The sequence below is a fragment of the Streptomyces sp. NRRL F-5630 genome (assembly GCF_000719475.1).
GTDB lineage: Bacteria > Actinomycetota > Actinomycetes > Streptomycetales > Streptomycetaceae > Streptomyces.
Genome location: NZ_JOGO01000027.1, coordinates 47,696 through 74,431, shown reverse-complemented (window position 1 = coordinate 74,431; position 26,736 = coordinate 47,696). Strand labels below are relative to the sequence as shown.

Sequence of the window (26,736 nt, the reverse complement as noted above, 5' to 3'; positions counted from 1 at the left end):
GCAGAAGACGGCATACGAGATTCGCCTTAGTCTCGTGGGCTGGGAGATGTGTATAAGAGACAGCTCCCCGCCTCCACCGGAAGCTTCCGGCGCCTGCTCCCTCACCTCTCCCCCCACCGCTCCCCCGCCATCAGCCCCCCGAGCCCCGTCCACGCGAAGTCCATCAGCGTGCGGGCCGACGCTGTGGGGGTGAGGGCGGGGTCGTCGGCGGCGCGGGTGGCCAGGGACTCGGCGGCTCCGACGAGGGCGTGGGCGAGGCCGGTGAGCTCGTGCTCCCCGAGGCCCCCGGCCCCGTCCGAGGCGCGCGTCGCACGTGTCAGGAGAGCGGTCACGAAGCCGAGTACGCGGGCGCGCATCGTGTCGGCGAGGCCGGCGAAGGGCTCGCCGTGCGTGCGGGACTGGATGTGCAGGACGCGCCAGCCGTCGGCCCGTTCGTCGGCGTACCGGAAGAAGGCGAGCAGCCCGCTCCACAGCTGCCGGTCCGCCGGGTCCCGCTGGCTGACCGCCTCGCTGATCGCCGCGATCAGCGTGCGCGCCTCGCGCTCGACGCACGCGGTGAACAGCGCTTCCTTGGAGTGGAGGTAGAGGTACACGAGCGGCTTGGAGACCCCGGCGGCTTCGGCGATCTCGTCCATCGACGCGGCCTGGTACCCGCGCCGTCCGATGACCCGCACCGCCGCGTCGAGCATCTGCCGCTCGCGCTCGGCGCGCGGCATCCGCCGCGCCCGCACCCGCGCCTTGCCGCTCACTTCACGGTCACTTCCCCCGCCCGGTCCACCGGCCAAGCCTACGCGCGCCGACGCGGGTGCCGGCTCCGCGAGGAGAGGGCGCGGACGGGGTACGGGGGCGGGGCCACGTTCTCGCCGAACGTGGCCCCGTCCCGTACCCGTGCTTCCGTCCTGTCGTCAGGCCCCGACAGGCTGCCTGTCCTCGGCGGCCTGGTCCGCCGGGGCGGCGACGGGCTCCTCGTCGAGGGGCGAGGCGTGCGCGTGGTCGTAGGCGACGCGGTCGAGGATCTTCTCGCGCGAGGCGACGATGATCGGCACGACGGACTGCCCGGCGACGTTGGTCGCGGTGCGCATCATGTCGAGGATCGGGTCGATCGCGAGGAGGAGGCCGACGCCCTCCATCGGGAGGCCGAGGGTGGAGAGGGTCAGCGTCAGCATGACCGTCGCGCCCGTGAGCCCGGCGGTCGCGGCGGAGCCGATGACCGAGACGAAGGCGATGAGCAGGTAGTCGCCGACACCGAGGTGGATGTCGAAGATCTGCGCGACGAAGATCGCGGCGATCGACGGGTAGATGGCGGCGCAGCCGTCCATCTTCGTCGTCGCGCCGAAGGGCACCGCGAAGCTCGTGTACTCCTTCGGGACGCCGAGCCGCTCGGTGACGCGCTGCGTCACGGGCATCGTGCCGACCGAGGAGCGCGAGACGAAGGCGAGCTGGATCGCGGGCCAGGCACCCTTGAAGAACTGGAGCGGGTTGACCTTCGCGACGGTCGCCAGGAGCAGCGGGTAGACGCCGAAGAGGACGAGCGCGCAGCCCACGTAGACATCGGCGGTGAAGGTCGCGTACTTGCTGATGAGGTCCCAGCCGTACGAGTTGATCGCGTTGCCGATGAGGCCGACCGTGCCGAGCGGCGCGAGGCGGATGACCCACCACAGCGCCTTCTGGAGCAGTTCGAGGACCGACTCGCTGAGCGTGAGGATGGGCTGCGCCCTCTCGCCGATCTTGAGGATCGCGACGCCGACGACGACCGCCATGAAGACGATCTGGAGGACCTGGAGGTCCGAGAACGGCGTGATGATGTCGGTCGGGACGATCCCGGTGAGGAAGTCGATCCACGAGCCGGTGTGCTGCGGCTTCTCGCCGTCGGCCGGAGTGAGACCCGTACCGGAGCCCGGGTTCGTCACGAGGCCGATGACAAGGCCGATCGCCACGGCGATGAGCGAGGTGATCATGAACCACAGCAGGGTGCGCACGGCCAGTCGGGCCGCGTTGTTGACCTTGCGCAGGTTGGTGATCGACACCAGGATCGCGAAGAAGACGAGCGGCGCGACCGCGAGCTTCAGGAGCTGGACGAAGATCCCGCCGATCTTCTCCAGCGTGGTGCCCAGCCAGGAGATGTCCTGGCCCCGGGCGAGCCAGCCGAGCAGGGCTCCGAGGACGAGACCGCCGAGGATCTGCGCCCAGAACGGGATCTTGGGAAGACGGGGGCGAGCGGACTGCGGGCGGTCGCTCTGCGCGGCGGCAGACCGATCACCCGAAGGTATGTTCGCGGACACGGACACACTCCGGTGAGGCGTGGGTGAAAGGTGGGACGGGGACGGTACGGGGGGAGGTGCTCAGCCGCGCGTGCGCACGGCGTCGCTCAGCCGCGCCGACAGGCCGCGCTGACCCGGCGACAGAGATCGACATGCAGCCGCGCCACGAGCAGCAGGCTGCTCCTGGGGTGGCGGGGTGTCGTCGCGCGAGTCATGTCCAGCACGTTAACACCAGCGCTTTGAGGCAATCAAAGCCTTTCTTTGGGGTAAGGCGGGAGAACGGCGCGTTCACGGGGGTACGGGGACGGGAACGCGCGGGCGCGGAGGGACGGGCGCGCACGGGCGCCGACATGCGAAATCGCCGCATCCCGGGGGGACACGGCGAGGGCGCAGGGCAGTTGAGCGGGCGTCAGGTGGGCGCCACATCCGTTGGCGTGAAGCGGTTCCAGGGGTACGGGTGATTCGCGTCACAGCGGCTGGAGGGCCGTCGAGCCGCGCCGCCCCTTCAGGGCTTTCGCGGCGTTCGCGTCAGGCGGTGCGGGTCTCGCCGCTCGCCGGGCCACCGGCGGAGCCGCTGGACGCGCGCGCCGCGTCGTCGGCGGCGTCCTCCGACTCCCGGCTCGCCTGGAGGTTCGCCTTGGCCCGGTCGACGCGCTCGACGATCTTGCGCGAGGCGTCGTCGCGCACCCCGCGCAGCAGGACGAAGCTGAGCGGCGCGGAGACGACGAGCGCGAGGAGGATGACCCACAGGTAGTTGGAGTCGCCGAGCCCCTTCGGCAGGACACCGCTGAACACCAGGGCCCAGACGACCACGAAGCAGCCGGCGAAGACGCCGAAACGCATCAGGGTGTAACGGAGCATGTCACTTCACTCTTCCGTCGCGAATGAGCCCATTGCGGGGTCGGGCATCCCCCAGTGAAGCACGCGGGGCCGCCGCGGCGGTCAAGGGGGTGGTGGCGCGCCCGTCCGCTCAGGTCAGCCGCAGGAGCATGAAGACGTCGTCCCGGTCGTCGCCCGGGGCGACACGGATGCCGTCCGGAATCCGCCCGACCTCCTTGTACCCGCAGCGCTCGTAGAAGCTCTCGAGCCCCTGGCCGCCCCGGCACGTGAGCCGGATGGCCTCGATCCCGCCGAGCGAGCGAGCGGCGTCGGCGGCGGCCGCCATGAGCGCCCGCCCTTCGCCCCGGCCCTGGAGGTCGGGGTCGACCATGACGGTGTACAGCCACAGCCAGTGCCGCATGAGGCGGTGGGAGTTGAGCGCGAGGAAGGCCGTGGCCCGTACGACCCCGTCCTCGTCCGTGCCGACGAGCAGCCGGCTGCCCCCCTCGGTCATGGTCACGAGGTGCTTCACGAGCTGCGGCCGGATCTCCTCCGGAGTGACGGGCGGCACGAACCCGACGGACCCCCCGGCATTGGTGACCTTGGCCCACAGACCGAGGATCTCGTCGCGAAGCTTGAAATCGACAGCGGGATCGAGGCGAAAGGTAAGGGACATACCCCGATGCTATCCCTTACCGCTGCCTCCCCCACACCTCCGCCACCCCCATCACCGCCCCCGCCACATCCCAGCCCCTCCGGCGCTTGAGGAGCGGGGCCCGGGGCAGAGCCCCGAACCGGGGCCGCGGGGCAGCGCCCCGCACAGGGGCCCGGGGCGGAGCCCCGGCCCCTCCCGCCCCTCAGACCCGCATGGCCTGCGGCGCGTCCCGCCGCCCCCGCTCCGGCCCCTCGTACTCCCTGAGGATCTCGTACCGCGTGTTCCGCTCCACCGGCCGGAACCCCGCGTCGCGGATCAGGTCGAGCAGGTCCTCGCGGGTCAGCTTGTTCGGCGTCCCGAAATCGTCCGCGTCGTGCGTGATCTTGTACTCGACGACGGAGCCGTCCATGTCGTCGGCGCCGAACTGGAGGGCGAGCTGGGCGGTCTGGAGGCCGTGCATGACCCAGAAGACCTTGACGTGCGGGACGTTGTCGAAGAGGAGGCGCGAGACGGCGAAGGTCTTGAGGGCCTCGGCGCCGGAGGCCATCGTCGTGCGGGCCTGGAGCCGGTTGCGTACCTTGCCGTCCTTCATGTCGACGAAGTCGTGCTGGTAGCGCAGCGGGATGAAGACCTGGAAACCGCCGGTCTCGTCCTGGAGTTCACGCAGCCGCAGCACGTGGTCGACGCGGTGCCGGGGCTCCTCGATGTGCCCGTAGAGCATCGTCGCGGGGGTCTTGAGCCCCTTCTCGTGCGCGAGCCGGTGGATGCGGGACCAGTCCTCCCAGTGGGTGCGGTGGTCCACGATGTGCTGCCGGACCTCCCAGTCGAAGATCTCGGCGCCGCCACCGGTGAGCGATTCGAGCCCGGCGTCGATCAGTTCGTCGAGGATCTCGGAGGCGGGCAGCCCGGAGATGGTCTCGAAGTGGTGGATCTCGGTCGCGGTGAACGCCTTGAGCGCGACGTTCGCCGGGAGCGCCTTCTTCAGCTCGCTCAGCGAACGCGGGTAGTAGCGCCAGGGCAGCGTCGGGTGCAGGCCGTTGACGATGTGCAGCTCGGTGAGACCGTCGCCCTCCATCGCCTTGGCGAGCCGGACCGCCTCCTCGATGCGCATCGTGTACGCGTCCTTCTCGCCCGGCTTGCGCTGGAAGGAGCAGTACGCGCAGGAGGCGGTGCACACGTTCGTCATGTTGAGGTGGCGGTTGACGTTGAAGTGCGTGACGTCGCCGTTCTTGGCGGTGCGCACCTCGTGGGCGAGGCCGCCGAGCCAGGCGAGGTCGTCCGAGGCGTACAGGGCGATGCCGTCCTCGCGGGTCAGCCGCTCACCGGCGCGCACCTTCTGCTCCAGCTCGCGCTTCAGTCCCGCGTCCATGCGGCCGCCTCCCTTATGTCGTGTTCCGTGCCCTGCCACGCTACCCCCCGCCCGTCGGCCGCCCACGGGCGCCCGTTCACTCCTCCTCGGGCAGTTCCCCCACCCGGTTCTCCCACTTCGTGGAGAGCACGACGGTGGTGCGGGTGCGCGAGACGCCCTTCGTGCCGGAGAGCCGGCGGATCGTGCGTTCCAGGTCGTCGACATCGCCCGCGCGGACCTTGAGCATGTACGAGTCGTCCCCGGCGATGAACCAGCAGTCCTCGATCTCGTGCAGATCGCGCAGCCGCTGGGCGACGTCCTCGTGGTCGGCGGCGTCGCTGAGGGAGATGCCGATGAGGGCGACGACGCCGAGGCCGAGCGCGGCGGAGTCGACGGTGGCGCGGTAGCCGGTGATGACACCGGCCGCCTCCAGGCGGTTGATGCGGTCCGTGACGCTCGGCCCGGAGAGCCCCACGAGCCGGCCGAGCTCGGCGTAGGAGGCCCGTCCGTTCTCCCGCAGAGCTTGGATGAGCTTCCTGTCCACGGCGTCCATATCCCCGATACCTTTCATAATTCGCGTCCCGGCGAGCTTATACATAAAGAATCGAAGGCCCTTACGGCAAGTTTCCTGCGAAATGCGCGTGGCGCGGGGCGCGACTGAGGCTTTTACGGCGGTACGGGCACGCGGCGCCCGCCGCCGTGGGGCCGCCTTACCCCTCCCGTACGGCCCGTGCCTCGCCCAGTTCGCCGCGCCACCTGCGGTAGAGCCCGTGCTCCACACCCGCGGCGTCGAGCACGCGGCCCGCCACGAAGTCCACGGCGTCCTGGAGGCGCGTGGCGCCCGCGTAGAAGGCGGGGGAGGCGGGCAGGACGACGGCGCCCGCCTCGTCGAGGGCGAGGAGGTGGCGCAGGGTGGGGCGGCTGAGCGGGGTCTCGCGCAGGGCGACGACGAGGGTTCGGCGCTCCTTGAGGGTGACGCTCGCGGTGCGCTGGAGCAGGTCCTTGGAGAGCCCGAGCGCGATGCCCGCCGCGCTGGCGGTCGAGGCGGGCACGACGAGCATCCCCTTCGCGGGGTACGAACCCGAGCTCGGCCCGGCCCCGAGGTCCCCCGCCGCCCAGTGCCGCACGTCGTCGAGCGGCGGTACGGGGAAGGCCCCGGGCTCGCCGTCGGCGCCGCGCGCGAGCCAGGCGGCGAGGTCCTCGCGCCAGTGGGCGTCGCGGAAGGAGATCCCGGTCTCGTCGAGCAGCGTGAGCCGCGCGGCCCGGCTCACGACGAGGTCCACGCTCTCGCCCGCGTCCAGCAGCGCGCGCAGCACGGCGGCGGCGTAGGGCGTACCGGAGGCACCGGAGACACCGACGACCCAGGGGCGGCGCGGGGTGGCGGAGGGGTTGGCAGGATGGTCGGGCTGGGCATGCTCCACGGCGTCGAGCCTAATGGGTGGGGGTGGGGGACCTCATGCGGGTGGCGGCCGGGCGGGGGCCGGGTCGCCTCCCCCGGCCCGGCGGAAGCGGCCCGGGGCGGGACCGGTGGAACCGGGAGCGGCGCTCGGGCGTTCGGACAGTCGACAGGGGGAGGACTTCATGACGGCAGGCACCACTCCGGCCCGCGCCGGCACCGCTCGCGGGGCCCGCTTCAAGACGGCGGCCCTGCTCGCGGGCGGCTGGCTCGCGCTCCTGTGGCTCCTGGAGTTCTACGACCAGGCGAACGGGAACGTCCTCGACACGTACGGCATCAGCCCCCGCGATGTCTCCGAGCTGCGGGACCTGGTCCCGGCCGCCTTCCTCCACTTCGGTTACGACCACCTGGCGGCGAACAGCGTCCCGCTCTTCGTGCTCGCCTTCCTCACCGCGCTCTCGGGCGCGGGCCGCCTCCTCGCCGTCTCGACGGTCGTGATCATCGTGAGCGGGGCGGGCGTCTGGCTCCTCGCCCCGCCCCACTCCGTGACGGCCGGCGCCTCGGGCGTCGTCTTCGGCCTCTTCGGCTACCTGCTGGTGCGGGGCTTCGTCGACCGCCGCGTCGTCGATGTGGTCCTGGGCCTTGTCGTCGCCGCCGTCTACGGCTCGATCCTGTGGGGCGCCCTCCCCAACCAGTCCGGCGTCTCCTGGCAGGCCCACCTCTTCGGCCTCATCGGCGGCGTCCTCGCCGCCTTCGCCTTCCGCACCCCGCGCCCGGCGAAGTAGCACGGTCGGGCGCAGCACTTCTCAGACCGTCAGTCCCCGTACCGCGAGGTCCGCCAGCGCGCACACGAAGAGGGCGATCCCGATGAAGCCGTTGACCGAGAAGAAGGCGCGGTTCAGGCGGCTCAGGTCGTGCGGGCGCACGAGGGAGTGCTCGTAGACGAAGGCGACCGCCACGATCAGGAGGCCGACCCAGAAGAGGACGCCCGCGCCGGTGAGGAGGCCGAACCAGACGAGGAGGCCCGTCGTGACGAGGGCCGAGGCGCGCGCGCCCCACAGCGCGGCCGGGATGCCGAAGCGCGCCGGGACCGACTTCACGCCGTGGGCGCGGTCGGCCGCGACGTCCTGGCAGGCGAAGATCAGGTCGAAGCCGCCGATCCACACGCCGACCGCGATCCCGAGCACGACCGCGTGCCACGACCACTCGCCCGTGATCGCGACCCACGCGCCGATCGGCCCGATCGCCTGCGCGAGGCCGAGGATCGCGTGCGGGAAGTTCGTGAACCGCTTGCCGTAGGGGTAGACGACCATCGGGATCACCGCGAGCGGCGAGAGCGCGAGGCACAGCGGGTTGAGCAGCGCCGCCGCGCCGAAGTAGAAGACGAGCGCGATGATCGCGCCGGTCCACGCGGAGCGGACGGACACCGCGCCCGTGACGAGTTCGCGGCCCGCCGTCCGGGGGTTGCGCGCGTCGATCTCGCGGTCGATGATCCGGTTCGCCGCCATCGCGAAGGTCCGCATCCCGACCATCGCGACGGTCACGAGGAGCAGATCGCCCCAGTGGATGTTCTCGTCCACCCGGTACATCGCGGTGAGCGCCGCGATGTACGCGAAGGGCAGGGCGAAGACCGAGTGCTCGATCATGACGAGCCGCAGGAACGCCGAGACGCCTCCACGCGACCGCGGGGGTCGTGCCGCCGCTCCCCCGCCCACCGTGGCCTCGCTGCTCACAGCCCGTACTCCTTCCAGCGCTTCGTGACCCGCTCGGCGATCTCCGGATCAGAGGTGATCATCTCCGGCCAGCCGCCGTCACGCGTGTAGCCCTCCTCGGGCCATTTGCGGGTCGCGTCGATACCGGCCTTGCCGCCCCAGAACTGCTGGTACGAGGCGTGGTCCAGGTGGTCGACGGGGCCCTCGACGACGGTGAGGTCGCGGGCGTAGTCCGTGTTCCCGAGGGCACGCCAGGCGACCTCGTGGAGGTCGTGGACGTCGCAGTCGGAGTCCACCACGACGATGAGCTTGGTCAGCGACATCATGTGGGCACCCCACACCGCGTGCATGACCTTCTGTGCGTGCTTCGGGTACTTCTTGTCGATGGAAACGATCGCACAGTTGTGGAATCCGCCCGCCTCCGGCAGGTGGTAGTCCACGATGTCCGGCACGATGACCTTCAGGAGCGGCAGGAAGAAACGCTCGGTGGCGCGCCCGAGCGGCCCGTCCTCGGTCGGCGGGCGGCCGACCACGACGGACTGGAGCAGCGGGCGGCGGCGCATCGTGACCGTGTCGATCGTGAGCGCGGGGAAGGGCTCCTGCGGCGTGTAGAAACCGGTGTGGTCGCCGAACGGCCCCTCGGGCAGCGTCTTGCCCGGCTCCAGCCAGCCTTCGAGCACGACCTCCGCGCGCGCCGGGACCTGGAGCGGGACGCTCACGCAGTCCACCATGTCGACCCGCTTGCCCTGCACGAAACCGGCGAGCAGGTACTCGTCCATGCCCCCGGGCAGCGGCGCGGTCGCCGCGTACGTCACGGCGGGCGGGCAGCCGAACGCGATCGCGACCGGCAGCCGTTCGCCCCGGCGCGCGGCGACCTGGTAGTGGTTGCGGCTGTCCTTGTGGATCTGCCAGTGCATCCCGATCGTGCGGGCGTCGTGGCGCTGGAGCCGGTAGAGCCCGAGGTTGCGCACCCCGGACTCGGGGTCCTTCGTGTGGGTGAGGCCCAGGTTGAAGAAGGAACCGCCGTCCTCGGGCCAGGTGAAGAGCGCGGGCAGCGCGTCGAGATCCACGTCGTCCCCGCGCAGCACGACCTCCTGCACCGGCGCGTCCTTCACCTTGCGCGGCGGGACGTGCGCCATCGCGCCGAGTTTGCCGAAGGCGTCGCGCACGCCCGTGAAGCCGTGCGGCAGCTCGGGCTTGAGGAGGCCGCCGATCATCCCGGAGATGTCCTCGTACGACTTCAGGCCGAGGGCCTTCAGGAGACGGCGGTCGGTGCCGTAGACGTTCATCGCCAGGGGCATCGAGGAGCCCTTGACGTTTTCGAAGAGGAGAGCGGGGCCGCCGGCCTTGTTGACCCGGTCGACGATCTCACCGACCTCCAGGTGGGGGTCGACTTCGGCTTTGATGCGCGCGAGGTCGCCGTCGCGCTCCAGTGCGCGCAGCAGCGAGCGGAGATCGTCGTAAGCCATGCCGACCAGTATCCGGCACCCGTTAACCTGAGCCGGTAACGGGGCCCGGACGGGGCTCACGCCGGGGGACAGCCTCCCCCTCGCACGACCGCCGCGACCCGCGAAGGAGAGCGACATGCTCCGGGTGCTCCTGATCCTGCTGCCGCTGGCGCTGTGCGTCTTCGCCTTCATCGACTGCGTGACGACCGCCGAGGAGGACGTCCGCTGGCTCCCGAAGCCGCTGTGGGCGATCCTCATCCTCCTCTTCCAGATCGTCGGGCCGGTCTGCTGGCTCATCATCGGCCGGGACCGGGGGTACGCGGCCGCGCGCGCGGGCGGCGGGCGCGGCGGATGGGTCGCCCCCGACGACAACCCGGAGTTCCTGAACTCCCTGCGCAAGGACGACCGGCCGAGCCGCGAGGACGAGCGCCCGGCCCGCGAGGACGACCGCGCGAGCCGCGAGGACGACCGCGCGAGCCGCGAGGAGGACCGCGCGAGCCGCGAGGAGGACGGGCCGAGCGGTGAGAGCGAGCGCGAGGGAGACCGACCGTTCTCCCCCGCTCCCGGGACCGCCGGGGCCGACATCCCCGCCCCCGCCGGGAGCGAGGACGACGCGGCGCGCCTCCGCGCCTGGGAGGAGGACCTCCGCCGCAGGGAGGACGAGCTGAAGCGGCGGGACGCGGACGACGGCAAGGAGCCGGAGAGCGGCAAGGGCTGAGGCACGCGGCCCGACGCGGCCCGCTCGCGGTCCCGGCCCGCCCACCGGGAGACAGCCGTGGGCCCGCCGCCTCGCACCGGCCGGACCTCGGCGCCCGCACCTGCCCGGCCGGCTTCGCGGTGAGCGCCCTGCTCCACGCGCTGTCGGCCCGAACCCCGAAGGAGTCCTGATGCTCACCACCGAACAGGCCCGGGAGTGGCTGCGCCCCGCGATCGAGGAGGCCCGCCAGGGTCTCTCCGAGGGCGGCGTCCCGATCGGCGCGGCCCTCTACGGCGCCGACGGCACCCTCCTCGGCCGCGGCCACAACCGCCGCGTCCAGGACGCCGACCCGTCCTCGCACGGCGAGACGGACGCCTTCCGCAAGGCGGGCCGCCGGCGCACGTACCGCGGCACGACGATGGTCACGACCCTCTCGCCGTGCTGGTACTGCTCGGGCCTGATCAAGCAGTTCGGCATCACGCGCGTGGTGATCGGCGAGTCCACGACGTTCAAGGGCGGCGAGGACTGGCTGGAGGAACAGGGCGTCGAGATCATCCGCCTGACGGACCCGGAGTGCGTCGCGCTGATGGCGGAGTTCATCGAGACGTACCCGGAGCTGTGGAACGAGGACATCGGCGAGGAGTGAGGCGCGCTCAGTCGACGGCGGGTCACGGCAGGAGCCAATCCGGGTCGTGACGCGGCTCATCAGGGCCATCCGCCCCGAGCCGCAACCCCCTGCTCCGCGCCACGCGCAGCGCGTCGGTCAGACACTCGGAGAGGCGCCGGCCCGCGAAGCGAAGTTCGGTCTCTTCGGTCGCTGGGTCCTCCAGCAAGGGCCGCGCGTACGAGAGCACTTCGGCTCCCATGCCGAGGAGCATCGATTCCACCTGGTCGGCCACTCGTGCCACGCGTCCGTGTCCGTCGCTGCTCAGCCAGCAGTCCTTGCCGTCGGTTCCGGTCCAGGGCAGCAGACGGGGGTACGGCTGCCGGATGTTTTCCGCGTCAGTCATACCGCCCAGACTGAACCGGTGGACCGGTCCAGTCAATCACTTCCGTAGATTACGACCCCATCGGGTAGTCCACCTCGTCCTCCCACAACTCGGCCGGGGTCACACCGACTTCGCACACCAGTGCCGCACCCGCCTCGTCCCGCGCACTGTGGAGCACTACGACGACAGCCGCGGGGAGTTCCAGTCCCAGGACTTCCGCCTCGGCTTCCGTGGCGAGACGGGCCGTGGTCAGGTCGGTCCCCGCGGCGGGTGCGCGCCCCGTGCGACGCGCCACGTAGCGGGTCGTGCCCTCGGCGAGCGGTTCGGGGGCCACGAGCCTCGGGCAGCGGGACGAGACGGACGGCGGGAACCAGGCATCCACAAGCGATGCGGGGCTGCCGTCGTCGAGGAGCATGAGACGGGTGCGGCGGAGCGCGTGTTCGCCGTCCGTGAGGTCGAGCGCCGTGGCCACGCGCGAGGGCGGCACCTCTTGCACCGGGTTTCCGAGCAGGCGGTACGCGGCGGCGCTCGCGATCCGCGTCCCGTCCGGCCTCCTGCGCCCCGCCGGTCGCGCGAGTGGCCGCTCGACGACGGCGAAGCCGGAACCCTGGCGAGCGACGACGACACCGTCATTGCGCAGCACGTCCATCGCTTTCACGACAGTCGCCCGCGAGACGCCCCACTCCTCCGCCAGCTCGCGTCCCGAGGGCAGCAGCTCACCGGGCCCGAACTCCCCCTCGGTGATCCGCGCCCGCAGCGACTCGGCGATCTGCTCGTACTTGAGAAGCGGCACGACGCCTCCTGGTGAGTGGACCGGTTGACTGGCTAGGTTGACCTTAGCGCCTACCCACTATGCAGTGCCCGGCACCTGGGCACTGAGCAGCTCCACCCCCGCCAGGAGAGCCACATGTCCGTTCCCGCCGTCTCCTCCGCCGTCCTCACCTTCTACACCTCCACCATCGACGAGTCCCAGCGGCTCACCTCCTCCGCGGACGGCGCCCTGGAACTGCTGCGGACGCGGGAGTTGCTGGGGCCGTTGCTGCCCTCCTCCGCCAAAGTGCTCGATGTCGGGGGCGGAACAGGGGTCCACGCGCGGTGGCTCGGCGAGGAGGGGCATGACGTACGCGTCATCGATCCGGTCGAGCGGCACGTCGAGGCGGCGCGCGCCGGCGGTATCCCCGCCGGGGTGGGAGACGCTCGGGCGCTGAGCGCCGAAGACGGCTCGTACGACGCCGTGCTCCTGCTCGGGCCGCTCTACCATCTGCCCCGCGCCGAGGACCGGGCCCTTGCACTCGCCGAGGCGTTCCGCGTCGTGCGGCCCGGGGGGCTCGTCGCCGCCGCCGGGATCAACCGGTACGCCTCGCTCTTCGAGCACGCCGCGCTCGCACACCTCGACCAAGCGCGGCTCCAGGAGAGCGTGGGGCGCATTCTCGCGACCGGGGTGCACGACGGGCGGGGCGGGTTCACGGAGGCTTACTTCCACACGGCGGCCGGGCTCGCGGAGGAGGTGGCCGCCGCCGGGTTCGCGGGTGTCGAGGTGCGCGGGGTCGAAGGGCCCGCCTGGGGGATGCTCAAGGCCGTCGAGCGGCACACAGGGGAGTCCGTGACCAGGTCGCCGCTCTTCGCTTCCGTCCTCGCCGCCGCCCGTATGGCCGATGGTTACCCGGCCCTCACCGCGGGCGGATCGCATCTGCTCGCCTGGGGTACCCGCCCCTGAGCTGCCTTGCAGGACGACCGGGGCACTCGACCCGAACCGCAAGCACGACGGCCCGGTCGGTTGAGCGGTTCCATCTGGACCACGGCTGCCCCTCGGGGGTCCGGGCTTCGCGCGGTGGAAAGAGACCCGGCACGAGGTGGGGAGGCCACCGAAGCCGACGCGGCCGGGCTCCTCGACGCAGCGGTGCCGCGCCAGGAGCCTGGCCGCCCGCCGCGCCGCCGAAGCGTCCCCGTTCCGCCCGCCGCCGTATACCTCGTACCGGCGGCGGGCGGACGGGAAGGGGGCTCACACCCCCGCGTACGAGTGCTTGCCCGTCACGAAGATGTTGACCCCGTAGTAGTTGAAGAGCCAGCAGGCGAAGGCGAGCAGCGCCAGGTAGGCGGCCTTGCGGCCCTTCCAGCCCGCCGTCGCGCGCGCGTGCAGGTACATCGCGTAGGCGACCCAGGTGATGAAGGACCAGGTCTCCTTCGGGTCCCAGCCCCAGTAGCGGCCCCACGCGTCGCCCGCCCAGATGGCGCCCGCGATGATCGTGAAGGTCCACAGCGGGAAGATCGCCGCGTTGATGCGGTACGAGAACTTGTCGAGCGAGGCCGCGGCGGGCAGCCGCGACAGGACCGACTGCGCGAACTTGCCGGGCGTGCCGCCCGCCGCGATCTTCGCCTCGTAGTGGTCGCGGAAGAGGTAGAGGATCGTCGCGACTGCGGCGACGTAGAACGCGGCGCCGCAGAAGATCGCCGTCGAGACGTGGATCCACAGCCAGTACGAGTGCAGCGCGGGCACGAGCTGGTCGCTCGCCGTGTAGAGCACCGTCGTCGCGAGGCCCAGGTCGAGCAGCACCGTGAGGGTCAGCGGCAGCGTCAGCCAGCGCACGTTCTTCTTCGCGAGCATGAGCCCGAGGAACACCGCCACGGCCACGGCCGAGAAGGTGATCGAGAACTCGTACATGTTGCCCCACGGCGCGCGCCGCACCGAGAGCGCCCGGGAGAGGACGCCGCCCGCGTGGATGAGGAAGGCGAGCACGATGAACGAGACCGAGATGCGGCCCCAGATGTCGCCCTTCTCGCTGCCGCCCGCCGCGCCGGGCCCGTCCGGCACGTCACGGCTGCCGGAAGCGGCGCGCGTGACGACCTCCGGGCGTTCCAGGACGGCCGTGCTGCCGCCCTTGCGGACCGCGACCGCGGGCGCCGCTGCCTCCGTGCGCGTGGTGCCCACCGCCTGCGCGGTCCTGCCGACCTTGCTGCGACTGCCGAAGATCCACTCCAGGATGCTCGCGAAGAACGCGAGCAGGTAGACGGCCATGGCCGAGTAGATGAGGACGTTACTGGTGTGCGCCAGGGTCTCGTTGGTTCCGGCGGCGAGATTCACTTCTGCGCCCCTTCGGCGTCGGCGGGAGAATCGGTACCGGTCTCGTCACTGTGCGATGCGTGCGATGGGGCGGGATCGGCGGGGGTACGGGGGGACGGTGCTGGGTCCTTCGGGGCCTTCGGGTCCTTCGGGCTCTTCGGGGCCTTCGGGTTCTTCTGGCCGGGTACGGGAGCGGTTTCGGCGTCCGGCGCGGGTTCGCCGCCCGCCACCTCGGCGTCCGGCGCGAGTTCGTCGCCCGGCACCTCGGCGTCCGGCGCGGGCTCGTCCCGCTCCGTGGCCGCCACGCCCGGCGCCTTCGCGTGCACCGCGTCCACGAGCGCCGCCAGCTCCTCCGGCACCTTCGCCGACTCGCTGCGGCCCAGACCCGCGAACTCCACGACGGTCACGCCGTCGGCGCCCCTCGTGGCGCGCGCCCACACGCGGCGGCGCTGGATGAAGAGCGAGCCCGCGAGGCCGAGGATCGCCGCGATCGCGCCGCCGAGGGCGAGCCCGCCGCCCGGCTGGTGCGAGATCTGGAAGCTCGCCCACTCCTTGACGTCCTTCTCGAACGTCACCGAGCCGGCGCCGTTCGGGAGCTTCATCGTCTCGCCGGGCATGAGCTGCTTGGCGAAGATCTTCCCGTCCGCGGTCTTGAACTGCTTCATCTTCGCGGTGTCGAGCTGGTAGACGTTCTGCGGGACGCCGCCGTCGATGCCGAGGTCCCCGTGCCACGCGTTGAGCGCGAGCACCGGGTACTGGAGGCCGGGGAACGAGGACGTCATCGTCGTCCGGTCGATCGTCGGCAGGAACCGGGCCTCGAAGCCGAGCTGCTCCCGCTTCCCCTTCGCGTTCGTGTAGCCGTCCGCGACCTTCACGACGCCGGTCGCCGTGCCCATGCCGTCCTGCGGCAGCATCGGCACCGCGCCCCGGTAGACGACCTTGCCCTTGCCGTCGCGCACGGTGAACTGCGGCGCGTAGCCGTGCCCGTTGAGGAAGACCTTCGTGCCGTCCACGACGAGCGGGTGGTTCGGCTCGATCGCCTTGTGCCGCTCCGCGCCGTCCGCGCCCTTCTGGTACGTGACGTCCGCGCGGTAGACGCGGGGCGTGCCGCGCTGCGGGCCGCTCGTCTCGTACGTCCCCGTGAACCGGTCCAGCGTGAAGCTGAACCTGTCCAGGTCGTCGTCGGTGAAGAGGCTGCCGCTCTTGAAGTCGTCGTACTGCGTCTTCGTGTTCGCGAAGCCGTCGCCCTCGACGATGAGCTTCCCGCCCTCGTACTTGAGGAGCGAGCCGCTCGCGAAGGCGACGAGCATGACGATCAGCGCGACGTGGAAGACCAGGTTCCCCGCCTCGCGCAGGTAGCCCTTCTCGGCGGTGACGACCGCGCCGCCGCTCTCCGCCGCGTACGTGTCCGTACGGAAGCGGCGCCGCCGCAGGGCGCCGCGCGCCCAGTCCCGCACCTGCTCCGGGCTCGCCTCCGTGCGCCAGGTCGCGTACGCGGGGAGCCGGTCGAGGCGGCGCGGGGCGCGGGGCGGGCGGCCGCGGAGCTGGCCGACGAACTGCCAGGTGCGCGGGACGATGCAGCCGATGAGCGAGACGAAGAGCAGGATGTAGATCGCGGAGAACCACACCGAGCTGTAGACGTGGAAGAGGCCGAGCTTCTCGTAGACCTGCGCGAGCGTGTCGTGGTTCTGCCTGAACTCGGCGACCTTCAGCTCGTCGGTCCCCTGCTGCGGGATGAGCGAGCCGGGCACGGCGCCGAGCGAGAGCAGGAAGAGCAGGATCAGCGCGACGCGCATCGAGGTGAGCTGGCGCCACATCCAGCGCACCCACCCGGTGACCTCGCGGCCGAGCCACGCCAGGTACCCCAGCGGGCCGGGCTTGCGCATCCCGCCGAAGGAGCCGGGAACGGCCTGCTCGACGGGGGCGGTGGAGAGCTGGGCACCGGCGGCGTCGAGGTCGCTCTCGGGGGGCGCGGGAGCCTGCGGGTCGGTGTCGTGCGAGGTGGTGCTCATGGGTTCAGGTCTCCTCAGATCCCTGTCTGGAAGTTCGAGACCCAGGTCTGCATGTGCTGCATCCAGGAGTCCCAGATGCCGGTGACCATGAGCAGACCGGTCACGATCATCATCGTGCCGCCGATCCGGAGCACCCAGTGATAGTGCTGCTTGACCCAGGAGAAGGCGCCGAGGGCCTTGCGGAAGACGAGGGCGGCCACGACGAAGGGGACGCCGAGGCCGAGGCAGTAGGCGAAGGTGATGAGAGCGCCGCGGCCCGCGCTGGCCTCGTTGTACGAGAGCGCGATGGCCGAGGTGAGCGTGGGGCCCACGCAGGGGGCCCAGCCCACTCCGAAGGCCGCCCCGAGGAGCGGCGCGCTCACGAGCCCGGCGGTCGGGCGCAGGTGGAAGCGGAACTCGCGTTGCGAGACCCATGGCATGAGCCCCATGAAGAAGAGCCCCAGCACGATCATCACTACGCCCAGCAGGTGGGAGATGAGCGACCTGTGGTCCTGGAGGTTCTCCCCGAAGTAGCCGAAGAGCGCGCCCGTCGAGACGAACACGGCGCTGAACCCGAGCACGAAGAGCGAGGCCCCCGCGAGCATCCGGCCGCGCTTCTTCTCGGCCATGTCCACGCCGCTGATCCCCGTGACGTACGACAGGTAGCCCGGTACGAGCGGCAGCACGCACGGCGAGAAGAAGGAGACGAGTCCGCCGACGACCGCGACCGGGACGGCGAGCAGCAGGGCCCCGCTCATCACCGTCTCGTTCGTGTCCCCGAGCGCCGCCAGGGCGTGCAGACCCGCCGGGTCAAGGGCACCCGCGCTCATCACTTCTCCGCGAGCAGGGGGTCGATCATCTTCCGCATCTTCGTGTAGTTGAGCGGCGTCAGCGCGCGGGCCGCGATCTTGCCCTCGCGGTCGATGACGAGCGTGGAGGGGATCGCCTGGGGGTTGAGGCTGCCCTTAGGGAAACGCAGCATCAGCTTCCCGCTCGGGTCGTAGAAGCTCGGGTACTCCACGCCGAAGCGCTTCTCGAAGGCTTTCGCGGGGCTGCGGTCGGGGTCGCGCGTGTTGATGCCGACGAACTCGACGCCCCGGGGCTTCGTCTCCTTGGCGACCTTGGCGAGGTACGGGGCCTCTTCGCGGCACGGGGCGCACCAGGAGCCCCACACGTTGACGACGACGATCTTGCCGTCGTAGTCGGAGAGGTCGAGTGCCTTGCCCTCCAGGGAGGTGCCGGTGAGCGAGGGGGCGTCCTCGCGGTCCCCCTGCTTCACCGTCGCGATCCCGCCCTTGCCCGCGACGAATCCCGTACCGCCGGAGCCGCCCGAGCTGCCGGAGCCGCAGGCCGACAGGAGCAGCGCCGCGACCGCTGCCCCGGCGGCGCCTGTCGCGAGGGTGCGCGAACGGCGACGGGACGAACGGTGCGGGGCCTGGTCGGCCCGGGCGGAACGAGCACTCATGTGAAAAGTTTCGCATGTCGCCCCCCGGGATCTTCGACACCCCCCTCGGACGGGGAAAACCGCACGTCAGGGGGCATTTCCGGAGTGCCCGACCGCAGGCTGTACGGCGGCTTTGCGGTGGCTGTGGGGGGGCTGCGCGGGGAGGGTGTGGAGCGCCGCGCGAGGGGGGTGGCGTGGCACCGGGTGGGGCGTGGCGGGGCGTCGCGCGAGGGGCTGGGCGCCCCGTGAGGTGGCTGGGGCGCCCGCGAGGTGGCTCAGGGGGCGCCGTGCGGGAGGTGACGGGCACCGCGTGGGATGGCCATGCCGCGTGGGATGGCCATAGGGGCCCCGCTCGGGGGCGCCCCCGGCCGTGAAGAGCCGTCAGGCCCCGAATGCCTTGCCCTGCTGCCCGCCGCCCGTCTTCGCGGGGCGCGCGCCCGCCCGCAGGTGCGGCGGGACGAGGTCGAGCGCCGGTTCCGAGTAGCCGACCGAGACGAGGTGGTCGCCGCGGTAGGTGAGCGTCGTGAGCGAGGCGAGGGTGCACTGCCGCTTGCGCGGGTCGTGCCACAGGCGGCGGCGCTCCAGGTAGCTGCGGAGGATCCAGATGGGGAGCTGGTGGCTCACGCACACGGCCTCGTGCCCGCGCGCCCGGTCGCGCGCGGCCTCGACGGCGGCGACCATCCGGACCGCCTGGTCGACGTACGGCTCGCCCCAGGACGGCTTGAACGGGTTGACGAGGTGCTTCCAGTTCTCCGGGTTCTTCAGGGCCCCGTCGCCCACGCCGAAGGTCTTGCCCTCGAAGACGTTCGCGGCCTCGATGAGGCGGCGGTCGGTCGCGAGGTCGAGCCCGTGGCTCTTCGCGAGCGGGGTCGCCGTCTCCTGGGCGCGCTCCAGCGGGGAGGCGACGGCGTACGTGATGTCGCGCGGCGCGAGGTGCTCGGCGACGCGTTCGGCCATCTCGCGGCCGAGCGCCGAGAGGTGGTAGCCGGGCTTGCGCCCGTAGAGCACACCATCGGGGTTCTCGACCTCGCCGTGCCGCATGACGTGGACGACGGTGAGTTCCGCGTCGTCGCCGTTGTTCTTCACCGAAGCCACGAGGGCCCGCCTTCCGCTGGTGCCGTGATCGCTGCCGTGTGCATGGGGTCCTCAGGCATTGTCGGGGGTGGCCCGCGCGGCGGCGCGGGCGGCCCCGGGGAGGGCGGCGGCGATGCGGTCGAGGGCGCGGTCGTCGAGGGCGGTGGAGACGAACCAGCACTCGAAGGCGGAGGGCGGCAGGTAGACGCCCTCGGCGAGCATCGCGTGGAAGAACGCGGTGTAGCGGAAGGAGTCCTGGCTCTTGGCGTCGTCGAAGTTCCGTACCGGCTTGTCGGTGAAGAAGACGGAGAACATGGTGGACGCCGTCTGCGTCCGGTGGGCGACGCCCTCCTTGTCGAGGGCCTCGGTGACGAGGGCCCGCAGGCGCGCGGAGACGGCGTCGAGCTTCTCGTACGCGGCCTGGTCGAGGAGGCGGAGCTGGGCGAGCCCGGCGGCGGTGGCGACCGGGTTCCCGGAGAGCGTGCCGGCCTGGTAGACGGGGCCCACGGGGGCGAGGTGCGCCATGACGTCGGCGCGCCCGCCGAAGGCCGCGGCGGGGAAGCCGCCGCCCATGACCTTGCCGAAGGTCATGAGGTCGGGGACGACGCCCTCGACGCCGTACCAGCCCGCGCGGCTCGTGCGGAAGCCGGTCATGACCTCGTCGGAGACGAAGAGCGCGCCGTTGGCCGCGCACAGTTCCTTCAGGCCCGCGTTGAAGCCGGGGGCGGGCGGCACGATGCCCATGTTGCCGGGGGACGCCTCGGTGATGACGCAGGCGATCTCGCCGGGGTGGGCGGCGAACGCGGCGCGGACGGCTTCGAGGTCGTTGTAGGGGAGGACGAGGGTGTCGCCGGTCTGGGCGCCGGTGACGCCGGGGGTGTCGGGGAGGCCGAAGGTGACGAGCCCGGAACCGGCGGCGGCGAGGAGGGCGTCCACGTGACCGTGGTAGCAGCCGGCGAACTTCACGACCTTGGCGCGGCCCGTGAAGCCGCGGGCGAGGCGGATCGCGGACATCGTCGCCTCGGTGCCGGAGGAGACGAGGCGCACCTGCTCGGCGGGGGCGACACGGGCGGTGATCTCCTCGGCGAGCGCGACCTCGCCCTCGACGGGCGTGCCGAAGGAGGTGCCGCGCCCGACGGCGGCCCGCACCGCATCGACGACCTCGGGGTGGGCGTGGCCGAGGATCATCGGGCCCCAGGAGCAGACGAGGTCGACGTACTCGCGGCCGTCGGCGTCGGTGAGCCAGGCGCCCTGTCCCGAGGCCATGAAGCGGGGGGTGCCGCCGACCGCGCCGAAGGCCCGCACCGGCGAGTTCACCCCGCCCGGGGTGACCTGGAGCGCGCGGTCGAAGAGGCGCTGCGAGACGGGGGCTTCGTAGGGGTAAGGCTGGGTCACGGCGGTCTCTCAGGGCTCGGCGGTGGGCGGTCGCGGCTGCTCGGTGTCCGGTCGGGCCCGCTTCGGCCCGGCTCCCGCGCGCGTCTGCGAAACTGGGGCCCGTACGGAACAGCTCACTCCCGCCATGGTGTCAGAGCCGCGTGCGCTCTCCCGACCAGGGACCGGCGGCGGCCGTGACGCGGCGGGAGCCCGCGGGTCGCGCGGGGGTTCCGGCCGATCCGGCGGGGCACGTTTCGGCGGGCTGGTGCGGGGGAGGTCAACGACACGATGATCGGGTTGTACGGCGGGACCGTGCGACGCTGAGGGCAGTCGGGTGGACATATGCAACGCGGTGGCGGACTGGGCGAGGGGACCGGTGACCTCGGTCCTCGGCGTGCCAGGCGGGGACGGCACCGGCGCGACGACACGGAGGAGCGCCGCGAAGTGCCCACAGGGGGGAGCGGGCGCATGGGGGTGACCTACAAGTACTTCGGCGCGCCCGACGGAGCGACGGCGGCCCGGGTCCCGGTCTCGATGCGGCCCGAGGAGCTGGGCGGCGACGAGCTGGGCATGAACGGGATGTTCACGAAGATCAAGCCGGAGACGATGGCGGCGATGGTCCTCACCGGCATCCAGGGCATACCTCTCTACCGCGTCCCGCCCCTCGAACTCGTCGTCCTCCACCCCGACTACGCCGTGGTCAAGCTCCCCATGACGGCGGTCGACCCGCTCCGCGGCATCGGCGAGGAGTCGGTCGGCGCCGCCGCCTTCATCTGGTCCACGGTCCCCGACCGCGGCGGCCCCCGCGACGCCTTCGACATCTACCGCCTGCTGCACGAGTGGCAGGACTTCAGCCAGCGGCTGCATGAGGCGGGGCATCAGCCGTACTGCCTGGTGTGGCCCTGAGCGTGCGCACGGCCGGCGGCTGAGCCTGGGCGCGAGGCGGGCGGTTCGCACCCGGGAACGCCTCGCGCTCCCGGGCCGGTGTTCAGCGCACGTACCGCTTGAGGTCTTCCGTGGCGAGTGCGATGCCGAGACCCGGCAGGGAGAAGTCGGCGCCGAAGGGGTACGAGTGGATCGTGCGGTACTTGCCGCCCTCCGGTTCGCTGTGCACGACCGACTCGCAGGAATCGCGGTCGATGAGGAGGTACAGGGGGATTCCCGCCTCGGCGTAGGCGGCGGGTTTTTCGACGCGGTCACGGCGGTTGGTGTCCGCTTCGTACGAGGTGACCTCGACCGCCATCAGAGCGCCTTCGGGGCTCGCCCACTCCTCGGGGACCGCGTAGTGATCCACCGGTGCGAGCACGCCATCCACGCGAGCGCGCCCCTTGCGGTACCCCTCGACCTGTAGCGACTGCTCGATCCACAGGTCCAGATCAGGCCGGGCCTGAATGCAGCGCCGCAACAACCACAGCATGATCGCGTTGTGGTACCCGTCCGGCACTGCCTTCACCCCGATTTTTCCCCCCAGAAACTCCAGAGTGACCGTCTCCGGCGCGTGTGCCGTCAACTCCTCGAAGTCCTCGGTACTCATCTGCGGGCGGTGATCAACAGCTGTCGCCATGTGCCGCCGCCCCTCAAGTCCCGGTGTGGGATTCAAGGGTAGCGGCCCGGCGCTGCCGAAGGGCTCCCTCACGCCACCCCGCTCGGCGGCTCCTGCGGTGTGGAGAGCGGGGTTTGAGGGGTGGAGGTCAGGGGCCGGGACTCCTCCGCCGGGGGCAGGGGTTGGGACTCCTCGGCCGGGGGCCTCGCGTTGTCGGCGGCCTCGGCCATGGAGACGGTCAGGAGGATGACCGCGTCGTTGACCGCGCGCAGGCCGTGGAAGGTGCGGGGGACCAAAAGGATCTCGCCCATGTCGACGACCGTCTCGGCGAGCGTGTCGGACTGGGGGCGGGTGATCCTCACGCGGCCCTTGAGGACCTGGAGGGTGGCCTCGTCGGGGCCCTCGTGGTCGGAGAGGTCGGTGCCCGCGCACAGTGCGATGACCGTCTGGCGCAGGGCATGGCCCGTACCGCCCTGGACGGTGCGGGCCGCACGCTTCGAGGGGGACGCCATCGCTTCGAGGTGCAGTTCGTTCGCGATGGTGTCGAGCGAGATCGGTTCCATCAGCTCCATGGGACCAGCCTCACCCGGAGCGGCGCCGCCCGCACGGCGAGAGCGCCGTGCGGGTACCCGCCGCGCCGGGGCTACTCCTCGCCGCGCAGCGCCGCGAGCTGCTCCGCGAAGGGCACGACCTCCTCGAAGGCGTCCCGCGGCGGCCCTGGACGGCTGCCCGTGCCGCAGGTGAGGGCGGCCAGCTCCCCGGCGGCCCGGGACATGCGGCCCGCCAGCGGGCCGTCCGCGGAGCCTTCGCTGCCCCAGTCCTCCGAGGCCGCGTAGACGCCGGTCGGGACGACGACCGCGCGGAGGTAGGCGAAGAGGGGCCGCAGGGCGTGTTCCAGGGCGAGGGAGTGGCGCGGGGAGCCGCCCGTCGCCGCGATCAGGACCGGTTTGCCGGTCAGGGCGTCCTGGTCGAGCACGTCGAAGAAGGACTTGAACAGGCCGCTGTAGGAGGCCGAGAAGATCGGCGTCACGACGATCAGGCCGTCCGCGCGCGTCACGTGCTCCAGGGCCTCTTCGAGCTTGGGCGGCGGGAAGCCCGTCACGAAGGTGTTCGCGATGTCCTTGGCGTGGTCGCGCAGTTCGACGGTCTCGGTCTCGACCGGCTCGTCCGGGTCCTTCTCCGCGACCGCGAGGCGTACCGCCTCGGCGAGGCGGTCGGCGAGCAGCCGGGTGGACGAGGGGACGCTGAGGCCCGCTGAGACGACGACGAGTTTCATCAGGTGTTCGCTCCTTCCGGGGCCGGGGCGGCGGCCACGCGGGCGGCGTGGGTCGGCGCGTCCGGCACGTCCGCCGGGCGGCCCTTGGCGAACTCCTCGCGCAGGACGGGGACGACCTCCTCGCCGAGGATGTCGAGCTGTTCGAGGACCGTCTTGAGCGGGAGCCCCGCGTGGTCCATGAGGAAGAGCTGCCGCTGGTAGTCGCCGATCTCGTCGCGGAAGGAGAGCGTGCGCTCGATGACCTGCTGCGGCGAGCCGACGGTGAGCGGGGTCTGCGCGGTGAACTCCTCCATCGTGGGGCCGTGCCCGTAGACGGGCGCGTTGTCGAAGTAGGGGCGGAACTCCCGCACCGCGTCCTGCGAGTTCTTCCGCATGAACACCTGGCCGCCGAGACCCACGATCGCCTGCGCCTCGGTGCCGTGCCCGTAGTGCGCGTACCGGTTGCGGTACAGGCGCACCATGCGCTTGGTGTGGGACATCGGCCAGAAGATGTTGTTGTGGAAGAAGCCGTCGCCGTAGTAGGCCGCCTGCTCCGCGATCTCGGGCGAGCGGATCGAGCCGTGCCACACGAAGGGCGCGACGCCGTCGAGCGGGCGCGGGGTGGAGGTGAAGGATTCGAGCGGGGTACGGAACTTGCCCGCCCAGTTCACGACGTCCTCGTGCCACAGCTTGTGCAGCAGCGCGTAGTTCTCGATCGCGAGCGGGATGCCCTCGCGGATGTCCTTGCCGAACCAGGGGTAGACCGGCCCGGTGTTGCCGCGCCCGAGCATGAGGTCCATGCGGCCGTCCGCGATGTGCTGGAGCATCGCGAAGTCCTCGGCGATCTTCACCGGGTCGTTGGTGGTGATGAGCGTCGTGGCGGTGGAGAGGACGAGGTGCTCCGTCTTCGCCGCGAGGTAGCCGAGCATCGTCGTGGGCGAGGACGGCACGAAGGGCGGGTTGTGGTGCTCGCCGGTCGCGAAGACGTCGAGCCCGACCTCCTCCGCCTTCTCGGCGATGGTGAGCATCGCCTTGATCCGCTCCGCCTCGCTCGGCGTGCGGCCGTTCGTGGGGTCGGCGGTGACGTCCCCCACGCTGAAGATGCCGAACTGCATACCCATGACTCTCGTCCGCCTCTCGACTGCCCATATAGTTTACGGTTCAACCATACGGTGCCTCCGCGACAACGGGGAGGGGCCCCCGCCGTATTCCGTCCCCGCGCCGGAGCGCACGGACCGGCCCTTCCAGGGCAGCACAGGGCACGGGAGGGTGCAGGGGGAAGGCGCTGAGCTGGGCTTCCGGGGGAACCGGGGCCGCGCGGGGGGCGCTCAGCCCGTGCGGACGAAGCCGCTGCTGGTGCCCACCGCCCGGTAGCCCCGCCGCCCATACCACTCGCGCGGCCAGTCCGCCGCGTCCGCGACGAGGAAGCGCACGCCGCAGCCCGCCCGGGCGGCGAGGTGCAGGGCGGTCGCGAGCACCGCGTCGCCGTGGCCGTGCCCGAGGTGTTCCCCGGCGGTCACGACCTCCTCGGTCTGCGCGATCCCGGCGGCGCGGTCGAGGTAGAGGTCCGCCCAGGAGGCGATCTCGCAGCTCTCCGTGCACGAGGCGAGGAAGCGCACGTCCTCGGCTCCCGCGCGCCTGCGCCGCCTGCGCTCGACGAGCTGGCGGAGCAGCTCGGGCCCCGCCTCGGGCATCCACGTACGGAGCCGGCGGCCGTAGGGGCCGGAGAGCGCGGCGGCGCCGACCTCGCGCACCGACGCGGCGGGCGCGGGCACCGGCCCCTCGTGGACCATGACGACCTCGTCCTCGCGCGCGTACCCGGCGCGGCCCAGGACGTCCGCGTACGCCGCCGTGAGGGTGCCGTCGAGGAGGGCGACGCGGCGGTGCGGGAGGTGGGCGAACAGCTCGTCGGCGAGCGCCGGAAGGTCGTCGGGCGCGAGCTCCGGCTCCGTCAGGAGGAGCTGGTTGTGCTCGTGCGAGAGCGGGAACTCGTCGTCGAGGACGGCGAGGCCGCCGGGGACCTCGGCGACACGGAGCGCCTGCCCCCGGGCGACGGAGGCGCGGAACCGGCCGAGGCGCGCGGCAAGGGTGAGGTCGTCCACGGACGAGAGCGTACGGGCCGGGGCCGCGACCAGCGCCCGCTCTCCTCCGGGACCCGGTCCCGTGCCACCATTCCCGCGTGACAGTCCTGCGCTCCGGCCTCCTCTTCGTCCTCGCCGCCCTCTTCGAGATCGGCGGCGCCTGGCTCGTCTGGCAAGGGGTGCGCGAGCACAAGGGGTGGATCTGGATCGGCGCCGGGGTCATCGCCCTCGGCCTGTACGGTTTCGCGGCCACGCTCCAGCCCGACGGCGAGTTCGGCCGCATCCTCGCCGCGTACGGCGGCGTCTTCGTCGCCGGGTCGATCGCCTGGGGCGTCGTGGCGGACGGCTACCGCCCCGACCGCTACGACGTCACGGGCGCGCTCATCTGCCTCGCGGGAATGGCCGTGATCATGTACGCGCCTCGCGGCCACTGAGCACAGCCGCGCCTCGCTTCCCTGAGCGCGGCCGCCCCTCGCCCCCGCCGAGCCGCGCCACCCCCGCGCCTATGCTGGAAAACGCCCCGTAGCCCCTCGCCCCCAGGAGCCCGTCCATGACCACCGCCCCCCGTACCGCCGTCGTCACCGGAGCCAGCGGGGGCATCGGTGCCGCGAGTGCCGAGCGGCTCGCCGAGGCGGGCTTCCGCGTCGTCCTGACCGCGCGCCGCGCGGACCGTATCGAGGCACTCGCCGCGAAGCTGCGCGCGGCGGGGCACCGGGCCGAGGCGTACGCGCTGGACGTCACGGACCGTGCCGCCGTGGACGCCTTCGCCCGCACTCTCGACGAGGCGCACGTCCTCGTCAACAACGCGGGCGGGGCGCTCGGCGCCGACCCGGTCGCGAGCGGTGACCCGGACGAGTGGCGGCGGATGTACGAGGTCAACGTCCTCGGCACGCTGCACGTGACGCAGGCCCTGCTCCCCGCGCTCACGGCGAGCGGGGACGGCACCGTCGTGGTGCTCACCTCGACGGCCGGGCACGGCACGTACGAGGGCGGCGCCGGGTACGTCGCGGCGAAGCACGCGGAGCACGTGCTCGCCGAGACGCTGCGCCTGGAGATCGTGGGGACGCCGGTGCGCGTCATCGAGATCGCGCCCGGCATGGTCCGTACCGAGGGCTTCGCCCTCACCCGCTTCCACGGCGACGAGGAGAAGGCCGCGAACGTCTACAAGGGCGTCGCCGAGCCGCTGACCGCCGAGGACGTCGCGGACACCGTCGCCTTCGCGGTGACACGTCCGGCCCACGTGAACATCGACCTGCTGGTCGTACGGCCCCGTGCCCAGGCCAGCAACACGAAGGTGCACCGTGAATCCTGACGGCCCCCCGGAGGTCCCTCCGGAGGCCGATCCGCTCGCCCGCCTGGAGCAGGAGTACGACCGGCGCAGGCTCGCCGAGGAGAAGCGCAACGAGCGGTACCTGTGGTGGTACCTGGGCTACTTCCTCTTCGGCATCCACCTCGTCGCCTTCGTCCTGATCCTCGCGATCAAGCACGCGGGCTGAGGCGGCACGGGCGCGACGGCTGTCCGGCCGAGGCGGGTGGGCGTCACGGCCGAGGCGGGTGGGCGTCACGCCCGTCCGGCCAGGGCGTCACG

The 26,736-nt window shown here is 71.9% G+C and carries 30 protein-coding genes; 8 read left to right on the top strand and 22 right to left on the bottom strand.

Annotation, left to right across the window (positions count from 1 at the left end; all coding sequences use genetic code 11):
- Window positions 1-101 precede the first annotated feature (101 nt).
- The 7 genes from IF99_RS0115220 to IF99_RS0115190 all read right to left on the bottom strand — a co-directional run bounded on the left by IF99_RS0115220 (window position 102) and on the right by IF99_RS0115190 (window position 6,504).
- The gene (locus IF99_RS0115220; RefSeq protein WP_030997023.1) at window positions 102-749 is read right to left on the bottom strand and encodes a TetR/AcrR family transcriptional regulator; all 648 of its coding nucleotides are present in this window, start codon (window positions 747-749) and stop codon (window positions 102-104) included.
- 156 nt (window positions 750-905) lie between these two features.
- The gene (locus IF99_RS0115215) at window positions 906-2,270 is read right to left on the bottom strand and encodes a dicarboxylate/amino acid:cation symporter (RefSeq protein ID WP_420705674.1); all 1,365 of its coding nucleotides are present in this window, start codon (window positions 2,268-2,270) and stop codon (window positions 906-908) included.
- 519 nt (window positions 2,271-2,789) lie between these two features.
- Window positions 2,790-3,122, bottom strand: coding sequence for a DUF4229 domain-containing protein (locus IF99_RS0115210; RefSeq protein ID WP_030997021.1), 333 nt, complete (start codon window positions 3,120-3,122; stop codon window positions 2,790-2,792).
- Between the two features lie 109 nt (window positions 3,123-3,231).
- On the bottom strand, window positions 3,232-3,756 hold the full coding sequence (locus IF99_RS0115205; protein ID WP_030997020.1) for a GNAT family N-acetyltransferase: 525 nt from the start codon (window positions 3,754-3,756) through the stop codon (window positions 3,232-3,234).
- Between the two features lie 181 nt (window positions 3,757-3,937).
- Window positions 3,938-5,104 carry an aminofutalosine synthase MqnE gene (mqnE, locus tag IF99_RS0115200; RefSeq protein ID WP_030997019.1) on the bottom strand — a complete coding sequence of 389 codons (1,167 nt, stop codon included), beginning with the start codon at window positions 5,102-5,104 and terminating at the stop codon, window positions 3,938-3,940.
- Between the two features lie 76 nt (window positions 5,105-5,180).
- Window positions 5,181-5,636, bottom strand: a complete 456-nt coding sequence (locus tag IF99_RS0115195) for an Lrp/AsnC family transcriptional regulator (RefSeq protein WP_030997018.1) — start codon at window positions 5,634-5,636, stop codon at window positions 5,181-5,183.
- Window positions 5,637-5,793: 157 nt separating this feature from the next.
- Window positions 5,794-6,504: a UbiX family flavin prenyltransferase gene (locus tag IF99_RS0115190; RefSeq protein WP_030997017.1), complete on the bottom strand. Its 711-nt coding sequence runs from the start codon at window positions 6,502-6,504 to the stop codon at window positions 5,794-5,796.
- Window positions 6,505-6,664: 160 nt separating this feature from the next.
- Between IF99_RS0115190 and IF99_RS0115185 the strand changes: the two genes are divergently transcribed.
- Window positions 6,665-7,264: a rhomboid family intramembrane serine protease gene (locus IF99_RS0115185; RefSeq protein ID WP_030997016.1), complete on the top strand. Its 600-nt coding sequence runs from the start codon at window positions 6,665-6,667 to the stop codon at window positions 7,262-7,264.
- Between the two features lie 21 nt (window positions 7,265-7,285).
- Here the strand turns inward: IF99_RS0115185 and mqnP are convergent, their stop codons facing one another.
- A complete protein-coding gene (gene mqnP, locus IF99_RS0115180) occupies window positions 7,286-8,212 on the bottom strand; it encodes a menaquinone biosynthesis prenyltransferase MqnP (RefSeq protein WP_030997015.1) in 927 nt (308 codons plus the stop codon).
- The gene (locus tag IF99_RS0115175) at window positions 8,209-9,660 is read right to left on the bottom strand and encodes a menaquinone biosynthesis decarboxylase (protein WP_030997014.1); all 1,452 of its coding nucleotides are present in this window, start codon (window positions 9,658-9,660) and stop codon (window positions 8,209-8,211) included. The genes mqnP and IF99_RS0115175 overlap by 4 nt, the downstream gene beginning before the upstream one ends.
- A 115-nt stretch (window positions 9,661-9,775) precedes the next feature.
- On the opposite strand from IF99_RS0115175, the gene IF99_RS0115170 reads away from it, so the two are divergent.
- Window positions 9,776-10,357, top strand: coding sequence for a PLD nuclease N-terminal domain-containing protein (locus IF99_RS0115170; protein ID WP_030997013.1), 582 nt, complete (start codon window positions 9,776-9,778; stop codon window positions 10,355-10,357).
- A 169-nt stretch (window positions 10,358-10,526) separates the two neighbouring features.
- The gene (locus IF99_RS0115165) at window positions 10,527-10,982 is read left to right on the top strand and encodes a nucleoside deaminase (protein ID WP_030997012.1); all 456 of its coding nucleotides are present in this window, start codon (window positions 10,527-10,529) and stop codon (window positions 10,980-10,982) included.
- Between the two features lie 22 nt (window positions 10,983-11,004).
- On the opposite strand, the gene IF99_RS0115160 is transcribed toward IF99_RS0115165, so the two are convergent.
- Both IF99_RS0115160 and IF99_RS0115155 read right to left on the bottom strand, forming a co-directional pair.
- Complete coding sequence (locus IF99_RS0115160) at window positions 11,005-11,346, bottom strand: hypothetical protein (RefSeq protein WP_030997011.1); 342 nt, start codon at window positions 11,344-11,346, stop codon at window positions 11,005-11,007.
- A gap of 49 nt (window positions 11,347-11,395) precedes the next feature.
- Window positions 11,396-12,118, bottom strand: coding sequence for a GntR family transcriptional regulator (locus tag IF99_RS0115155; RefSeq protein WP_030997010.1), 723 nt, complete (start codon window positions 12,116-12,118; stop codon window positions 11,396-11,398).
- Between the two features lie 114 nt (window positions 12,119-12,232).
- On the opposite strand from IF99_RS0115155, the gene IF99_RS0115150 reads away from it, so the two are divergent.
- Window positions 12,233-13,042, top strand: coding sequence for a class I SAM-dependent methyltransferase (locus IF99_RS0115150; RefSeq protein ID WP_030997009.1), 810 nt, complete (start codon window positions 12,233-12,235; stop codon window positions 13,040-13,042).
- 285 nt (window positions 13,043-13,327) lie between these two features.
- Here the strand turns inward: IF99_RS0115150 and ccsB are convergent, their stop codons facing one another.
- The 6 genes from ccsB to hemL form a co-directional block, all read right to left on the bottom strand.
- Entirely contained in the window at window positions 13,328-14,407 is a 1,080-nt protein-coding gene (ccsB, locus tag IF99_RS0115145; RefSeq protein WP_030997008.1) for a c-type cytochrome biogenesis protein CcsB, read from the bottom strand.
- Entirely contained in the window at window positions 14,404-16,398 is a 1,995-nt protein-coding gene (locus IF99_RS0115140) for a cytochrome c biogenesis protein ResB (protein ID WP_030997007.1), read from the bottom strand. The genes ccsB and IF99_RS0115140 overlap by 4 nt, the downstream gene beginning before the upstream one ends.
- Window positions 16,399-16,412: 14 nt before the next feature.
- On the bottom strand, window positions 16,413-17,207 hold the full coding sequence (locus IF99_RS0115135; RefSeq protein ID WP_030997006.1) for a cytochrome c biogenesis CcdA family protein: 795 nt from the start codon (window positions 17,205-17,207) through the stop codon (window positions 16,413-16,415).
- A complete protein-coding gene (locus IF99_RS0115130) occupies window positions 17,207-17,842 on the bottom strand; it encodes a TlpA family protein disulfide reductase (RefSeq protein WP_030997005.1) in 636 nt (211 codons plus the stop codon). The genes IF99_RS0115135 and IF99_RS0115130 overlap by 1 nt, the downstream gene beginning before the upstream one ends.
- A gap of 360 nt (window positions 17,843-18,202) precedes the next feature.
- Window positions 18,203-18,907, bottom strand: a complete 705-nt coding sequence (locus IF99_RS0115125) for a histidine phosphatase family protein (RefSeq protein ID WP_030997004.1) — start codon at window positions 18,905-18,907, stop codon at window positions 18,203-18,205.
- Window positions 18,908-18,967: 60 nt separating this feature from the next.
- Window positions 18,968-20,290, bottom strand: a complete 1,323-nt coding sequence (gene hemL, locus IF99_RS0115120) for a glutamate-1-semialdehyde 2,1-aminomutase (RefSeq protein WP_030997003.1) — start codon at window positions 20,288-20,290, stop codon at window positions 18,968-18,970.
- Window positions 20,291-20,611: 321 nt separating this feature from the next.
- Here hemL and IF99_RS0115115 point away from each other — a divergent pair, with 321 nt between their 5' ends.
- Window positions 20,612-21,175 (top strand): hypothetical protein, encoded by a 564-nt coding sequence (locus tag IF99_RS0115115; RefSeq protein ID WP_078491270.1) that lies wholly within the window; start codon window positions 20,612-20,614, stop codon window positions 21,173-21,175.
- An 82-nt stretch (window positions 21,176-21,257) separates the two neighbouring features.
- Here IF99_RS0115115 and IF99_RS0115110 read toward each other — a convergent pair whose 3' ends face one another.
- The 5 genes from IF99_RS0115110 to IF99_RS0115090 all read right to left on the bottom strand — a co-directional run bounded on the left by IF99_RS0115110 (window position 21,258) and on the right by IF99_RS0115090 (window position 25,169).
- Window positions 21,258-21,833, bottom strand: coding sequence for a Uma2 family endonuclease (locus tag IF99_RS0115110; RefSeq protein WP_030997002.1), 576 nt, complete (start codon window positions 21,831-21,833; stop codon window positions 21,258-21,260).
- A gap of 68 nt (window positions 21,834-21,901) precedes the next feature.
- Complete coding sequence (locus IF99_RS0115105) at window positions 21,902-22,384, bottom strand: cupin (RefSeq protein ID WP_078655103.1); 483 nt, start codon at window positions 22,382-22,384, stop codon at window positions 21,902-21,904.
- A 71-nt stretch (window positions 22,385-22,455) separates the two neighbouring features.
- Complete coding sequence (locus IF99_RS0115100; protein ID WP_030997000.1) at window positions 22,456-23,088, bottom strand: FMN reductase; 633 nt, start codon at window positions 23,086-23,088, stop codon at window positions 22,456-22,458.
- Window positions 23,088-24,182, bottom strand: coding sequence for an LLM class flavin-dependent oxidoreductase (locus tag IF99_RS0115095; protein ID WP_030996999.1), 1,095 nt, complete (start codon window positions 24,180-24,182; stop codon window positions 23,088-23,090). The genes IF99_RS0115100 and IF99_RS0115095 overlap by 1 nt, the downstream gene beginning before the upstream one ends.
- A gap of 213 nt (window positions 24,183-24,395) precedes the next feature.
- Window positions 24,396-25,169, bottom strand: coding sequence for a hypothetical protein (locus IF99_RS0115090; RefSeq protein WP_030996998.1), 774 nt, complete (start codon window positions 25,167-25,169; stop codon window positions 24,396-24,398).
- A 77-nt stretch (window positions 25,170-25,246) separates the two neighbouring features.
- Between IF99_RS0115090 and IF99_RS0115085 the strand changes: the two genes are divergently transcribed.
- The 3 genes from IF99_RS0115085 to IF99_RS0115075 all read left to right on the top strand — a co-directional run bounded on the left by IF99_RS0115085 (window position 25,247) and on the right by IF99_RS0115075 (window position 26,644).
- On the top strand, window positions 25,247-25,582 hold the full coding sequence (locus IF99_RS0115085) for a YnfA family protein (protein WP_030996997.1): 336 nt from the start codon (window positions 25,247-25,249) through the stop codon (window positions 25,580-25,582).
- A 116-nt stretch (window positions 25,583-25,698) separates the two neighbouring features.
- Window positions 25,699-26,460, top strand: a complete 762-nt coding sequence (locus IF99_RS0115080; RefSeq protein WP_030996996.1) for an SDR family NAD(P)-dependent oxidoreductase — start codon at window positions 25,699-25,701, stop codon at window positions 26,458-26,460.
- Window positions 26,450-26,644, top strand: a complete 195-nt coding sequence (locus IF99_RS0115075) for a hypothetical protein (protein ID WP_030996995.1) — start codon at window positions 26,450-26,452, stop codon at window positions 26,642-26,644. Before IF99_RS0115080 ends, IF99_RS0115075 begins: the two co-directional genes overlap by 11 nt.
- Window positions 26,645-26,736 lie beyond the last annotated feature (92 nt).

Excerpts from the sequence above, each read along its gene's own strand:
- IF99_RS0115210 (WP_030997021.1), bottom strand. The coding sequence starts at position 3,122 with ATGCTCCGTTACACCCTGATGCGTTTCGGCGTCTTCGCCGGCTGCTTC.
- IF99_RS0115205 (WP_030997020.1), bottom strand. The coding sequence starts at position 3,756 with ATGTCCCTTACCTTTCGCCTCGATCCCGCTGTCGATTTCAAGCTTCGC.
- mqnE (WP_030997019.1), bottom strand. The coding sequence starts at position 5,104 with ATGGACGCGGGACTGAAGCGCGAGCTGGAGCAGAAGGTGCGCGCCGGT.
- IF99_RS0115195 (WP_030997018.1), bottom strand. The coding sequence starts at position 5,636 with ATGGACGCCGTGGACAGGAAGCTCATCCAAGCTCTGCGGGAGAACGGA.
- IF99_RS0115185 (WP_030997016.1), top strand. The coding sequence starts at position 6,665 with ATGACGGCAGGCACCACTCCGGCCCGCGCCGGCACCGCTCGCGGGGCC.
- IF99_RS0115175 (WP_030997014.1), bottom strand. The coding sequence starts at position 9,660 with ATGGCTTACGACGATCTCCGCTCGCTGCTGCGCGCACTGGAGCGCGAC.
- IF99_RS0115170 (WP_030997013.1), top strand. The coding sequence starts at position 9,776 with ATGCTCCGGGTGCTCCTGATCCTGCTGCCGCTGGCGCTGTGCGTCTTC.
- IF99_RS0115165 (WP_030997012.1), top strand. The coding sequence starts at position 10,527 with ATGCTCACCACCGAACAGGCCCGGGAGTGGCTGCGCCCCGCGATCGAG.
- IF99_RS0115160 (WP_030997011.1), bottom strand. The coding sequence starts at position 11,346 with ATGACTGACGCGGAAAACATCCGGCAGCCGTACCCCCGTCTGCTGCCC.
- IF99_RS0115150 (WP_030997009.1), top strand. The coding sequence starts at position 12,233 with ATGTCCGTTCCCGCCGTCTCCTCCGCCGTCCTCACCTTCTACACCTCC.
- IF99_RS0115140 (WP_030997007.1), bottom strand. The coding sequence starts at position 16,398 with ATGAGCACCACCTCGCACGACACCGACCCGCAGGCTCCCGCGCCCCCC.
- IF99_RS0115135 (WP_030997006.1), bottom strand. The coding sequence starts at position 17,207 with ATGAGCGCGGGTGCCCTTGACCCGGCGGGTCTGCACGCCCTGGCGGCG.
- IF99_RS0115130 (WP_030997005.1), bottom strand. The coding sequence starts at position 17,842 with ATGAGTGCTCGTTCCGCCCGGGCCGACCAGGCCCCGCACCGTTCGTCC.
- IF99_RS0115115 (WP_078491270.1), top strand. The coding sequence starts at position 20,612 with ATGCAACGCGGTGGCGGACTGGGCGAGGGGACCGGTGACCTCGGTCCT.
- IF99_RS0115110 (WP_030997002.1), bottom strand. The coding sequence starts at position 21,833 with ATGGCGACAGCTGTTGATCACCGCCCGCAGATGAGTACCGAGGACTTC.
- IF99_RS0115105 (WP_078655103.1), bottom strand. The coding sequence starts at position 22,384 with ATGGAGCTGATGGAACCGATCTCGCTCGACACCATCGCGAACGAACTG.
- IF99_RS0115100 (WP_030997000.1), bottom strand. The coding sequence starts at position 23,088 with ATGAAACTCGTCGTCGTCTCAGCGGGCCTCAGCGTCCCCTCGTCCACC.
- IF99_RS0115095 (WP_030996999.1), bottom strand. The coding sequence starts at position 24,182 with ATGCAGTTCGGCATCTTCAGCGTGGGGGACGTCACCGCCGACCCCACG.
- IF99_RS0115080 (WP_030996996.1), top strand. The coding sequence starts at position 25,699 with ATGACCACCGCCCCCCGTACCGCCGTCGTCACCGGAGCCAGCGGGGGC.